The following is a 13,216-nucleotide window of genomic DNA, read 5'->3' as shown; positions in this document are numbered from 1 at the left end:
ACGTAAATTTATTTCATAATTATTTTATTGGTACGTAGAATATTCTTTCATTGTACCGTACAAATACTTTTAAACTGAATGATATGTTGAAACCAAAACTTACTTTGGTAGGAGCAGGCCCTGGTGACGAGGCCCTGATCACACTAAAAGGCATAATGGCGCTGGAAAGCGCGGATGTGATTCTCTATGATGCCCTAGCAAACCCAGCCTTGCTTGAATATTGTAAAGATGATGCGCTGAAAATATTTGTGGGAAAAAGAGCAGGGCGCCATCATTTGCAGCAGCATGAAATTAACCGGATGATCGTACGCTATGCCCGCAAGTATGGCAATGTAGTACGCCTGAAAGGGGGCGATCCATTTGTATTCGGAAGAGGGCAGGAGGAAAAAGAATATGCGTTAAAATATGGTCTGAAGGTAGAGATTGTACCTGGCATCAGTAGCGCTATGGCGGTTCCTGCCATGCAGCATATTCCGCTGACGCATAGAGGAATCAATGAAAGTTTTTGGGTGATGACCGGAACTACCCGGGCTGGAACCCTTTCCAAAGATATACACCTGGCAGCGCAGTCGTCCGCCACCATCGTAATTCTGATGGGTATGAAACGGCTTCAGCAAATTGTGCAACTTTTTGGAGAACAGCGTGGTATGGAAGAACCTATTGCCATCATACAGAATGGCACCCGGAAAGATGAAAAAGTAGCGGTTGGAAAACTGAAAAACATCATGGCTTATGTAGAGGAAAAACAAATTTTCTCACCAGCTATTATTGTGATCGGTGCAGTAGTAGAAAAACACTTATTATCTGTCCGGCAAAGTGTAGCTTCGCTAGCACATCCAAACTAATTTTGGGAGTAGGGCGCTCAACAAGATGAAAATGTTCTGTCTTCAATATTTTTTGAACTACATAAAAAATTAAGCGCACAAAAACACTTTGGTCAGTGTGGCAGGTACGCCTGATCTTTGTGCCTTTCAGATGTAGTGATGAAAAAAAGTGAGCTGAAGATAGCACGATCTCTAGCATTCACCTTTAACCTTTATTTTCAGCAGGATGGAGAAAATTATCCTGTGTGTCTTTCTGTGTGTGTCTTTCTGGAAGTAATGTTATAAGCGCTTGATGAACAAAAATTAACCATTGATCACAGAATCTGAGCAGGCAATCTGCTTTTGACTTTAGGGCCAAAAACCAAAAAAGCCAAGTATATTCCACTTAGCTACTTGAGGTTTAACAATCATAAGTAAAAATTATCAATCTTCTCAATCTTCATCATCTTTCTTGCTACGGGTATCATCCTCGCCGGAGATGGCAGAGCGCATATCGGTGTCAGCCTGAATATTCTGCATACGGTAATAATCCATCACTCCTAAGTTGCCAGAGCGAAATGCTTCGGCCAGTGCTTTAGGTACTTCAGCTTCAGCCTCAATCACTTTGGCTCTTGCTTCCTGTGATTTAGCTCTCATTTCCTGCTCGTTGGCTACCGCCATAGCTCTACGTTCTTCGGCTTTAGCTTCTGCAACTTTGAGGTCAGCATTAGCCTGGTCAATTTGTAATTTAGCGCCAATGTTATCGCCTACATTTACATCCGCAATATCAATAGAGAGAATTTCAAAAGCAGTACCAGCGTCCAGTCCTCTTTGCAGTACTAGTTTGGAAATGTTATCTGGATTTTCCAGTACATCGGTATGCTTACGCGCAGAACCAATGGAAGTCACGATACCCTCTCCAACCCTGGCAAGAATGGTGTCTTCACCTGCTCCACCCACAAGCTGAGCGATATTGGCACGTACGGTTACTCTTGCTTTGGCCATCAGTTGAATACCATCGGCAGCAACCGCAGCTACTTCGGGCGTATTGATCACTTTAGGATTTACAGAAATCTGTACGGCTTCAAATACATCACGACCCGCCAGATCAATAGCAGTAGCCTGCTTAAAAGTAAGTCTGATATTCGCTTTATCTGCTGAAATCAAAGCCTTAATGACAGAAGGTACGTTACCTCCGGCCAGGTAGTGCGTCTCCAGATCAGAAGACGTAACATCCAGTCCTGCCTTGGTCGCAGTAATGAGCGAGTCTACAACGATCCGAGGAGGTACCTTACGAATACGCATGAAGACCAGTTCCAGCAGGCCTACCTTTACACCCGAAAAACGGGCTGTGATCCAGAGGTTGAGAGGTATAAAGTACAGGAATGTGAAAAATGCTACTATTGAAGCAACAATAATTAAGATGAGCGAAAGTCCGTCCATAGAGGTATTATGAGTTAGGTAGTTTTAGTTTGATGTGTATTTACTGGTTTTACAATAATTTTATGGTCCTGTATGCTAATGATCTTTACTTCGGACCCGGCGTCAAGATATTGACCTAAAGTGCTGACCTCAACCACTGTATCTTTAAATTCAGCCTTACCACCCGGACGAAGTGCTGAAAGAGCTACGCCCTTATCACCTTTCCAGAGATTGTTTTTCACATCTTCATTGACATGTCCTGTATTCGCACTTTTGAGAGAGATACCCTCCCAGGTATCAGACCTGAAACTAACTATTAGTAGGCCGGTGATGAGTACAAAAGAAACAGCCAGAATGATAAGGCCGGTGCCAGTCCCAAAGCTTACAAAAGTCATGATTACCCCTGCGGCTGTAAGTATTAAGCCAGCGATTCCAAAAATAGTGGTACCTGGAATGAAGACTAATTCAGTCACAATCAAAAGAATACCTACAATCAGCAGAATAATAATGGTTAGCCACATGATGGTAAAAGTTTAGAGGAGCGTGTAGAGCGCTCCTCAATATACAAGATTAATATGCTTTGGCAAAGATCACCCGCTGAGAGGATGGCTTACCGGAGTAAACACACTTACCTTCTTCTTTGTCAGTATTCAGAGGGATGCAGCGTATAGTAGCTTTAGTCTCCTCTTTAATTTTTGCTTCTGTTTCAGCTGTACCATCCCAGTGGGCAGAGATAAAACCACCTTCATCTTCCAGGATCTTTTTCATTTCATCATAGCTATCCACACGTACGGTTTTCTCTTCTCTGAAGCTATAAGCCTTATTGTAAATATCTTTTTGGATGGTATCCAGAAGGTTTTTGATGGTTTGCGGAAGCTCATCATCTGCCTGGTAAATTTGTTTTTCCAATGTATCTCTTCGGGCAATCTCTACCGTGCCATTCTCCAGGTCGCGGGGCCCCATCGCTATCCTCAGTGGCACTCCCTTCAGCTCATATTCGGCAAATTTCCAGCCCGGCTTGTGGGTATCACGATCATCATATTTAACGGAGATGCCGAGCTGCTCAAGCTTAGCTTTGATGGCAAGTGCTTTCTCTGAGATAGCATCAAACTCTTCCTGCTTCCTAAAAATAGGAACGATTACCAACTGAATAGGTGCTAATTTGGGAGGTAATATCAATCCATTATCATCAGAATGGGCCATAATCAAGGCTCCCATCAAGCGTGTACTGACACCCCATGAAGTGCCCCATACATGCTCTAGCCCTCCTTCTTTGGTAGCAAACTTTACATCAAAAGCTTTGGCAAAATTCTGTCCCAGAAAGTGTGAGGTGCCGGCCTGTAAGGCTTTTCCATCCTGCATAAGTGCTTCAATGGAGTACGTATCTATTGCTCCCGCAAAGCGCTCACTTTCAGTTTTTACACCTTTGATGACAGGGACTGCCATATGCTCTTCGGCAAACTCTGCATATACGTTCATCATGCGTATTGTCTCTTCTACTGCCTCTTCTTTAGTTGAGTGCGCAGTATGGCCTTCCTGCCATAAAAACTCAGTAGTCCGTAGAAAAAGCCGGGTTCTCAGCTCCCACCTTACCACATTGGCCCACTGGTTAATCAATAGAGGCAAATCCCTGTAGGATTGTATCCAGTTTTTATAAGAGTTCCATATGACAGTCTCAGAGGTAGGGCGCACAATCAGTTCCTCTTCCAGTTTAGCCTCAGGGTCTACTACTACGCCACTTCCATCTTCGGCGTTTTTCAGACGATGGTGGGTAACCACCGCGCATTCTTTCGCAAAACCTTCCACATGATCCGCTTCTCTACTCAGGTAAGATTTTGGGATAAAAAGAGGAAAATAAGCATTAGTATGACCAGTAGCCTTGAACATCTTGTCTAGCTGAGCCTGCATCTTTTCCCAGATAGCATATCCGTAGGGTTTTATTATCATACACCCCCTTACTTCGGAGGCTTCTGCCAATTCTGCACGTTTAACCAGTTCGTTATACCAGGCTGAATAATCTTCGCTTCTTTTGGGTAGTCCTTTACTCATGAAATGCTTATTGTTGGTACTATATTTGTGAATTTTTACCTAAAAATGGTATATTAAGCACGAGCAAAGATATTTATTACAAATCTATTTTCGTACTTTGCCGTATAATAATTGTAGAGTATTAGTATAAATAGGAGGATGTTTATGAAAACTTATGGAACAACATTAGCAATTGGTCTGGCAGCAGCGACGCTTTTGGGTGCCTGCGCCACCTCAGATCAATTTGCTCAATCAAATGAGTATGATGATCTGTACTTTACGGCCAGTGACAGACAAACTGTAGAGTTTACCAAGCTGAATGAGCCTAAAGAGGCAGAATATCAGCAGGGATCATATGTCTATGATCAGCAAAGTTATTCCTCCAAGAACGTTAACCCTGAGTACATTGCAAAATACAGTAATACTGAAAGTCAGCAAGCTGTAGAAGAAAACTCTGTACAGAATGATGAGTATTATGTAGAGGATTATAATCGTGAAGATTATTACGTGGGAAATGAAAGACAACCCCAAGTTGTGAATAATTTCTACGGTTCGCCTATGGGATTTAGCACATTTGGTAATCCTTACTACGGTGGATTTAACGATCCATTCTTTAGTCCTTTCTACGATCCTTTTATGGGAGCCTCAATGTGGGCGCGTCCGGGCTGGAATGTAGGCGTCAACATTGGATTTGGATGGGGCTTTGGTAATGCATGGGCATATCGTCCTTGGAGAGATCCGTTTTATGGTGGCTGGGGCTTTGGTAGTCCTTGGGGCTTCAGAAACAGCTATTACGCTGGTTTCTATGATGGCTACTACGGAAGTTACTGGAACCGTCCTGGTGTAGTAATTATTAATAACGAACTTGGTGTGAACCGTCGTTTGGCTACTACCGGAAGAAGTTCACAAAGAGCTACTCGTGCTTCTTATGATAACAGAAGTAATCGTGATGCGATAGGACGCTCTTACAATAATAGTAGAAACAGAGCAACCGCTGTTTCGGACCGTAACAGTATCAGAAATTCTCGTTCAACGAACAGCAGGGATTATACCCGCACTCAGAATGAGTATTACAACCGTTCAAGATCTAGTGCCAGGTCAGCTGAGACAAGCAGAGTATATAGAAGCTCAACACCTGCCAGTAGAGGTAGCAGAACTTATTCTGCCACTGAAGCGACCAGAAGCAGCAGAGGTAATACTTACCGAAGCACTAGTCCTTCAAGGAGAACATATTCTTCAAGTCCTAGCTATAATTCTAACAGCTACGGAAATAGGAGCAATAGTAGAAGTTCTTCCCCTAGTTATAATAGTGGCTCACGTAGCAACAGCTATTCTCCTAGCAGAAGCAGCGGAAGTTATAACAGGAGCTCTTCACCCTCTAGAAGTTCTTCTCCCAGCAGAAGCAGCGGAGGACGTAGCTCTCGTGGTGGAGGCGGTGAATAATAGCTAAGATTAAGGTTTAAGACCCTTATAAAAGGCAACATGTAGTGTAGTGAGAGCGTTATCTTACTACACTATTTTTTTGTCAATACGATTTGATTAACCTATGAAATATCTAAATAAACACTATATATTAACCTTTATTTTCTGCACCATCTCGGTAGCAGGGAGTTATGCACAGTTTGCTGAAGATGCGCTGCTAATCAGCAGAAATGCCCCAGTAGGCACAGCCCGAATGCTAGGTATTGGAGGGGGAGGCGTTGCACTAGGTGGGGATGTAAGTTCAGCTTTCATTAACCCCGCTGGATTAGGGTTTTATAACCGTTCACAGGCAGTGATTACTCCAAATTTTCAGAATGCCCGCACCAACACAAATTTTCTGGGAGTAAACTCAGAGACTTTTGATAATCATTTCAATGTATCCAATTTTGGAGTAGTGATTAATAATACTAAGGATGATATCATTCCGGCAGATTACAGAGGCGGCTCCTTCGCCATTACCTACAATCAGACGAATTCATATAATATCAATTATACCTTTGGTCCCGCTGAAAATACTTTTTCATTGATGGATGAGTTTGCCTTACAGGCCAATGATATTGGAGATGACGCCGATATTTTGCTGGATAATGCAGCAGAGGGTTTTTTTCCTCGCTACATTGATGCTGCTTATGAGAACTACCTGATCAATGCTTATCCGGATGACCAAGATTCCTATGTAGCTTCTATTCCGTTAGGCACTGAGGCCGTTCAGGAAGGACGAGTAGAGGAAATGGGAAGACAAAGTGAGTGGAATTTTGCTTACGGAGGCAATTATAAGGATAAAATTTACTTTGGCGCTAGTTTAGGGTTTAAAAACTTTACCTATGAAAGAACAAATGTTTTTGATGAAACACCTATTTATACCGAAGAGTATCAGGACGACGTAGCGGCAGGCTTTCCTTTCTTTCCGGTAGGTGATCAGTTGTCTATCAACTATGTAAATTATGTGACTTTAGAGGAGACATTAAGATTAGATGGTAGTGGAATCAATGCTACGCTTGGTTTTGTATATCGCCCAATCAATGAACTTACTTTAGGCTTTTCTTATAAAACGCCTACCTTCTACAGCCTCACCGAGGAGTACTTTTTCAATTTACAATCTACTGTGCTGGGTGTACAGGAAAGTGATGATTCTGCACCTTTTGACGTGGAGGATAATCTCGTAGAAGGCACTACTAACTTTTCTGAATATACATTATCTACTCCTTCTAAAATTAGTGGTGGTTTTGCCTATTTCTTTGAGAAATATGGTTTCATCACTGCTGATGTTGAGTATATTAACTATGAAGCTAACCGCTTTAGCTCTAATGAATTCAATACCGGAGATGTAAATACTGAGATAGATGAGGTGATGGAGTCTGTCATCAACTATAAATTTGGAGGAGAGTTTAGGTATGATATTTTCCGCCTACGCTTAGGCTATGCCATATATACTGATCCTACCCAGTATGTGGATGATAATCTGGATAGAGACAGGCAGGTACTCTCTGGTGGCGTAGGTATTAGCACTCCTTCATTTTTTGCAGATTTGGCGGTAGTAAATACTCAGTATTCTACTGATTTCTTTGCTTATCAGGGTATCCAATATTTTGATGGTGGGTTAATACAGTCAGACAATAACTTGACTAACGTAGTGCTATCAGTCGGCTTTAATTTCTAGTATCTTCTTTATTTTGTAGGGATATCAGGTGGATGATGCGCTCGGCGGTCACATAATCACCTGATATTACTATTTTGGCCTGCTTGTAGAAAGGAATTCTGGAGCCGAATTTTTTATCAAATTCTTCTACCATATTTTTTGTATCCATCCCCTGGAACAAAGGGCGGTCAGCCATGCCTTTTTTGCTCATACGGCTGATAATCTCGTGAGAAGGAATATCAATAAAAATGGATAAACCCGCTTCATTCATTGCTTTCATGTTATTATGAAAACAAGGAGCTCCACCACCGGTAGCCATCACAAAGCTTTCGTGTTCGTGGATTATTTTGTCCAGCGTATCCCGTTCCATCTCGCGGAAATATACTTCTCCATGCTGCTGAAAAATCTCACTGATTGTAGTCCGCGCAAGGTGCTCAATTTCGGTATCCAGGTCAATAAATTGCATGTCCAGTAGACGGGCTACCTGCTTACCAAGGGTAGTTTTACCTGAACCTGGCATGCCAACTAAAAAAATCTTCATGAGCACGTACTAATTACTGGAGACTAAATCTGTACTGGTGAGTTGTTTGATTTTTTCTACCTTGGGTACATCATTATGGTGCCACTTAGCAAGCACTACCCCATCCCGCATCAGCACCAGGCCAGGGTTTGATCTGATGATGGTTTTCAACACCGTAGCATCAGCAAAATAATAGGGGATAGCCAGTTGATGTTCATGGCGAAAAGACTCAAATACAGTTTCGCCAGAAGCAGTGAGGATGATAGGCTTAACCTGTTCAGGAAGACTACTGCTAAGCCTTTTGATTTCTTCTAATGACTCAGTATCAGTTTTTAAGGCATCATACATGATAATCATGAGTTTATTACCTTCAAATGTCTGCTCAGTAAAATCTCCTTCAGGGTTCCATACACTATAATCTGTAATTTTAGGCTGTGCCTCGGGGTTGAGCAACACCATTTCTTTAAATTCATATCCGCCTTCGCTAGGATAATCCATAAACTCCTCTTCCTTGCCATCTTTAGTCATAATGTATTTGTACTGCAATTGAGCGGAAGGCTGCATCAATTGGGGTATATTCGCCCCAACTTTGTATGCTCTAAAGTCAATATAAGGCAGATGTTGAATGGCGATAATTGCTCCTGCAATATTAATCAAGGTGACAACGCCAATCGTGATATCAGCTCGTCCCTGGTCCAGAAACGGCTCTACCTGATTGCGATACATGAAGAGAATTAGTATGAGTACCAGCAGGATAATATCTTTGATAAACGACTCCCAGGGCGTAAGCTTGATGGCATCTCCAAAGCAACCGCAGTCAGTAACCTTATTGAAGTAGGCTGAATAGAAAGTGAGGAAAGTGAAAAACACTATCAGCCCCAATAAGATCCAGGCTGTAATACGCATGCGATAATTGAGCAGAACAGCTACACCCAAAACTACCTCCAATACGCTGAGCAATACCGAGAAAAAAAGCGCCGCAGGTACCAGATAAGCAAAGAAAGAGGCAAAATCAGCAGCAAAAACTTCAAAGTATTCTTCAAGCTTAATAGCAGTACCCACTGGGTCATTGATCTTGATCAGACCGGAAAAGATAAACAAACCACCCACCAAAAAGCGGGAAACCTGGACGATAATATTCATGGAATGTAATTTACTACGCTACAAAGTTAAACGGATTAGATAGAAAACCACATATACTCATTCAATAGTTCTATAGAGACTGACTGATTTTCAATTTTAAAAAAGATAAAACTGAATATTAAACAGGTTGAAAAAACAGAAAAGAAAAGCAGTACTTTTCATTTGGCTAAATTTAGCGTTTTTCTTTTTGAAGACTTCTTTGTAAGCGATGACAACATGACTATATTCGTATTCATTTTGAATTTTCAGAATTAATTGATATATAAAATAACTTGGGTACGGAAGTTGATCAATATACAGTCAAAAGGTAAAATATTTTCTCTTAAAAGAAGCATAAATCTAAAGGGAAATCTGATTGATTTGAGTAGCCCAATCGTAATGGGAATCTTAAATGTAACTCCTGACTCTTTTTATGATGGAGGGCATTACATAGCTGATGAGAGTACTTTGCTCCATCAGGCAGAGAATATCCTAACAGAAGGAGCAACGATCATTGACATAGGCGGCTATTCTTCCCGGCCCGGCGCAGCATACATAAGCACCGAAGAGGAGATGAAACGTGTAATAAAAGCCATTGAACTGGTATCTAAATTCTTTCCGGAAGCGTATATATCAGTAGATACTTTCAGGTCTGATGTGGCGAAAGAGGCAATAAGTGCAGGGGCATCCATGATCAATGATATCTCTGGTGGCAATTTGGATGATCATATGTTTGATATGGTAGCTTCTTTACGGGTTCCTTATGTGTTAATGCATATGCGGGGAACCCCACAGGATATGAAGGAGTTAACTAAGTATGAGGACCTGACCGGAGAAATTATTGACTATTTCCAGAAAAAACTGACAGTGCTAAGAGAGAAAGGAGTTACAGATATCATCATAGATCCTGGTTTTGGGTTTGCAAAGACTATTGACCAGAACTATGAACTGCTCAGGAAAATGCAGGATTTTCAAATGCTGGATGTCCCTATATTAGCGGGTTTGTCACGAAAGTCAATGATTTATAAAAGGTTAGGAATTACAGCCAAGGAGGCCTTGAATGGTACTACTGTGCTAAATACAGTAGCTATCATGAATGGTGCCTCTATCCTGAGAGTTCATGATGTAAAAGAAGCAATACAAACCATCAAAATTTTAAAATATACATATAGTTGATTTATCTTTTTTCAATAGGGTTTCTTGAAATTAGCTGGGTAGATATAATTGATATTTTACTGGTAAGTGTACTCCTGTACCAGGTTTACAAGCTAATGAAGGGAAGTGTAGCCCTAAGTATTTTCTTTGGCTTTTTAACCTTATACCTAATTTATCTGGCGGTAAAAGCTGCTCAGATGGAACTGCTCTCTGCTATCCTGGGCCAGTTTATGAGTGTGGGTGTGCTGGCAGTAATGATCCTTTTTCAGCCCGAAATTCGGAAGTTCCTTCTTCTGGTAGGTAAAACAACTGCTTTTAACCGGGATAACTTCTTTAAGAATTTCTGGAGAAAAGATAATGATGATGGTAAAATAAATATCACTCCTATTATAGATGCTTCCAAAAGTCTTAGTGGTTCCAATACCGGTGCGCTTATCGTATTTTCAAAAAGCTCTCCTCTAAAGTTTTATGCCGAATCCGGGGATGAAATAGATGCGGTAGTCTCTAAGAGATTACTCCTTGCTATTTTCAACAAGTATAGTCCATTGCACGATGGCGCAGTAATTATTCATGAAAATCGTATAAAGGCTGCCCGTTGTATTTTGCCTGTAACAGAGAGAGATAACCTGCCTGCTGAGTTTGGTTTACGTCATAGGGCAGCTATCGGAATGACAGAGATTACCGATACGCTGGTGTTGGTAGTATCAGAAGAAACAGGGCAAATGTCTGCTGTTCGTAATGGAGAAATTGCGCATAACCTTCCTGCCAAAGAACTTAGGAAAAAGATCAACGAATACCTATACGAAGAGAAAGAAGAAGAAGAGTTTGTACTTGATCAGGCAAAAGCCGAAGAAAAGGCTTTTGTAGAGAAGAAAGAGAAAGGCAAAGAAAAGGACAAGGACAAAGATAAAATCAAAGAGAAAGATAAGGAGAAATCCAAACAAACTGCTGATGAGAGCATGACTACTCAGGAGTAGTCAATTATTATCTTTTTTAGGACGTGCAGGAATTTTGAATTTAGGCTTAGGTTTGGCGATAGAAGTAGTTTCATTTTTATCAGAACCAGAACCAACATTCTCCTTAATAGGAAACTGCCTTCTGATAGGATTGATTAAAAAAAGCTTTTGTTGCGTAAAACTATTAGGATGCATCGTGTAAAAAAGACTTCTCCAGTTTTCCCACATCTCAGGTTTTTCTTCCTTAAAAGCTTTAGCATCTATTTTTTTACTGCTCAAATACTCTTCAAATTCCTGCATACTTTTGTAGATATCCTTCCAGAACTTACGTTTTTTTAAACTTTGAAGTTTTCGGCGTTAAACTTGATGCGAATTTTTTACAATTGCAATACAGTGAATGATCATACCTTATGACAATACAGGAAAATATCTCTCTCAAGCCCTATAATACTTTTGGAATAGATGCTATCGCACGTTTTTTTGTTGAAATAAACAGCGTAGACGACTTACAGGAGCTTATAAGCAAAAAGCTTTACCGGGAAAAAGAAGTATTCATTCTGGGTGGAGGAAGCAATGTGTTGCTGACGCAGGATTTTGACGGGCTGGTAATCAAAATAAATATACCTGGGATAGAGGTGGTAGAAGAGAATGAAAAGTTTGTGTGGGTAAGAGCTGGAGCAGGAGAAAACTGGCATATGTTTGTGCTTCATTGCATAGCTCGTGGATACGGAGGAGTGGAGAACTTATCGCTTATCCCTGGTACAGTAGGAGCTGCACCTATGCAGAATATTGGTGCCTATGGTGTAGAAATTCAGGATGTCTTTGAAAGTCTGGAGGCAGTGAACCTGAGTGATGGAAAAGTAAAGAACTTTACCCATGAAGAATGTCAGTTTGGTTACCGTGAAAGTGTTTTTAAGCATATACTGAAGGGGAAATATATTATCACCCATGTTACGCTTCGCCTGAGTAAGCAGCCCGAAATCAATACCACTTACGGAGCCATTGAAGAAACGCTGAAAGAGATGCGCGCTCAGGAAGGCTATGAAGCCCGTACCCCTATTGAAGAAGTGAGCGAGGCAGTTATTCGCATACGCAAGAGTAAGCTGCCTGATCCGCTTAAGATAGGTAATGCGGGCAGTTTTTTTAAAAATCCGGTGATTGATGCTACCAAGTTTGAATCTCTACAACAAGCGTATCCACAGGTACCAGGCTATAAGCTAGCAGATGACAGGGTAAAAGTACCTGCCGGGTGGCTGATTGAGCAGTGTGGCTGGAAAGGAAAGAAAGTAGGTAACACTGGCATACATAATCAGCAGGCTTTGGTTTTGGTAAATCATGGTCAAGCCCAGGGTAATGAAGTGATAACATTAGCCATGCAAATCAAAGATTCTGTATGGGAAAAATTTGGAATAGAGATTACACCCGAAGTGAATATTATTTAAGGACCTTAAATTACTAATCTTTGTCATAAGGTTTACTTTGAGTTAATCCATTTTTGTTTACATTTGGTTATATTAACATTAAACTAAAAAGACTACACACTATGAAAAAAAGTATTGTACTATCACTTTTTGCTTTCGCATTGGTGGTTTTTATGTGCGAAAATGTATTGGCTCAAAAAGCACTTGAATCCAAGCCCAGCCCTATGGCAATTGCCAAGATGAAGAAAGACGATGCCTATATCAAAGTAGTGTATAGCCGTCCTCATTTACGCAACAGAAAGATGATTGGCGAACAGGAGCCTTACGGTAAAGTTTGGAGGTTAGGTGCTAACGAAGCTACTGAAATTACGCTGACAAAAGACGTAAAGCTGGGAGGCAAAGAAGTTGAAGCTGGCACATATTCTATGTTTGCTATTCCTGAAAAAGACAAATGGACGATCATCCTGAACAGTGAGTTAGGTCTATGGGGTGCTTATGAGTACGATGAAAGCAAGGATGTAGTAAGATTTGAAGTGCCAGTGAAAAAAGGTACTGAAAAATATGAGCCATTTACCATTCAGTTCAATGAAATGGGTAATAAAATGATGATGATGTGGGATACACTTCTGGTAGAAGTTCCGGTTGAAATCTAATCCATTGTTTCATTT

At 41.0% G+C, this 13,216-nt stretch carries 13 protein-coding genes; 7 read left to right on the top strand and 6 right to left on the bottom strand.

Features of this window, described 5'->3' with window-relative positions; genetic code table 11:
* The first annotated feature begins 83 nt into the window (after window positions 1-83).
* A complete protein-coding gene (cobA, locus tag WJR50_RS06450; protein ID WP_341292422.1) occupies window positions 84-845 on the top strand; it encodes a uroporphyrinogen-III C-methyltransferase in 762 nt (253 codons plus the stop codon).
* A 411-nt stretch (window positions 846-1,256) separates the two neighbouring features.
* Here cobA and floA read toward each other — a convergent pair whose 3' ends face one another.
* From floA to proS, 3 genes are read right to left on the bottom strand one after another with little or no spacing between them, the layout of a single operon-like run.
* Complete coding sequence (floA, locus tag WJR50_RS06445; RefSeq protein ID WP_341292421.1) at window positions 1,257-2,246, bottom strand: flotillin-like protein FloA; 990 nt, start codon at window positions 2,244-2,246, stop codon at window positions 1,257-1,259.
* Window positions 2,247-2,260: 14 nt separating this feature from the next.
* Window positions 2,261-2,746: an NfeD family protein gene (locus WJR50_RS06440; protein WP_341292420.1), complete on the bottom strand. Its 486-nt coding sequence runs from the start codon at window positions 2,744-2,746 to the stop codon at window positions 2,261-2,263.
* A gap of 49 nt (window positions 2,747-2,795) precedes the next feature.
* A complete protein-coding gene (gene proS / locus WJR50_RS06435; protein ID WP_341292419.1) occupies window positions 2,796-4,274 on the bottom strand; it encodes a proline--tRNA ligase in 1,479 nt (492 codons plus the stop codon).
* A gap of 144 nt (window positions 4,275-4,418) precedes the next feature.
* On the opposite strand from proS, the gene WJR50_RS06430 reads away from it, so the two are divergent.
* Window positions 4,419-5,696, top strand: a complete 1,278-nt coding sequence (locus WJR50_RS06430) for a hypothetical protein (RefSeq protein WP_341292418.1) — start codon at window positions 4,419-4,421, stop codon at window positions 5,694-5,696.
* 103 nt (window positions 5,697-5,799) lie between these two features.
* On the top strand, window positions 5,800-7,395 hold the full coding sequence (locus WJR50_RS06425; RefSeq protein WP_341292417.1) for a hypothetical protein: 1,596 nt from the start codon (window positions 5,800-5,802) through the stop codon (window positions 7,393-7,395).
* On the opposite strand, the gene WJR50_RS06420 is transcribed toward WJR50_RS06425, so the two are convergent.
* Together WJR50_RS06420 and WJR50_RS06415 are read right to left on the bottom strand one after the other, a co-directional pair.
* On the bottom strand, window positions 7,385-7,915 hold the full coding sequence (locus WJR50_RS06420; protein WP_341292416.1) for a shikimate kinase: 531 nt from the start codon (window positions 7,913-7,915) through the stop codon (window positions 7,385-7,387). The genes WJR50_RS06425 and WJR50_RS06420 overlap by 11 nt on opposite strands.
* Before the next feature lie 9 nt (window positions 7,916-7,924).
* The gene (locus WJR50_RS06415) at window positions 7,925-9,037 is read right to left on the bottom strand and encodes a BT_3928 family protein (RefSeq protein WP_341292415.1); all 1,113 of its coding nucleotides are present in this window, start codon (window positions 9,035-9,037) and stop codon (window positions 7,925-7,927) included.
* A gap of 378 nt (window positions 9,038-9,415) precedes the next feature.
* On the opposite strand from WJR50_RS06415, the gene folP reads away from it, so the two are divergent.
* Both folP and cdaA read left to right on the top strand, forming a co-directional pair.
* Window positions 9,416-10,192, top strand: coding sequence for a dihydropteroate synthase (gene folP, locus WJR50_RS06410; RefSeq protein WP_341292414.1), 777 nt, complete (start codon window positions 9,416-9,418; stop codon window positions 10,190-10,192).
* Window positions 10,189-11,148 (top strand): diadenylate cyclase CdaA, encoded by a 960-nt coding sequence (gene cdaA / locus WJR50_RS06405; RefSeq protein WP_341292413.1) that lies wholly within the window; start codon window positions 10,189-10,191, stop codon window positions 11,146-11,148. Before folP ends, cdaA begins: the two co-directional genes overlap by 4 nt.
* Here the strand turns inward: cdaA and WJR50_RS06400 are convergent, their stop codons facing one another.
* Window positions 11,149-11,427 carry a hypothetical protein gene (locus tag WJR50_RS06400; RefSeq protein WP_341292412.1) on the bottom strand — a complete coding sequence of 93 codons (279 nt, stop codon included), beginning with the start codon at window positions 11,425-11,427 and terminating at the stop codon, window positions 11,149-11,151.
* A gap of 110 nt (window positions 11,428-11,537) precedes the next feature.
* Between WJR50_RS06400 and murB the strand changes: the two genes are divergently transcribed.
* Together murB and WJR50_RS06390 are read left to right on the top strand one after the other, a co-directional pair.
* A complete protein-coding gene (gene murB / locus WJR50_RS06395; RefSeq protein WP_341292411.1) occupies window positions 11,538-12,569 on the top strand; it encodes a UDP-N-acetylmuramate dehydrogenase in 1,032 nt (343 codons plus the stop codon).
* Window positions 12,570-12,670: 101 nt separating this feature from the next.
* Entirely contained in the window at window positions 12,671-13,201 is a 531-nt protein-coding gene (locus WJR50_RS06390) for a DUF2911 domain-containing protein (protein ID WP_341292410.1), read from the top strand.
* Window positions 13,202-13,216 lie beyond the last annotated feature (15 nt).

The organism is Catalinimonas locisalis (assembly GCF_038039535.1).
Taxonomy (GTDB): domain Bacteria; phylum Bacteroidota; class Bacteroidia; order Cytophagales; family Cyclobacteriaceae; genus Catalinimonas.
Note: the sequence above shows the minus strand (reverse complement) of the source record. Positions and strands in the feature narration are given on the sequence as shown.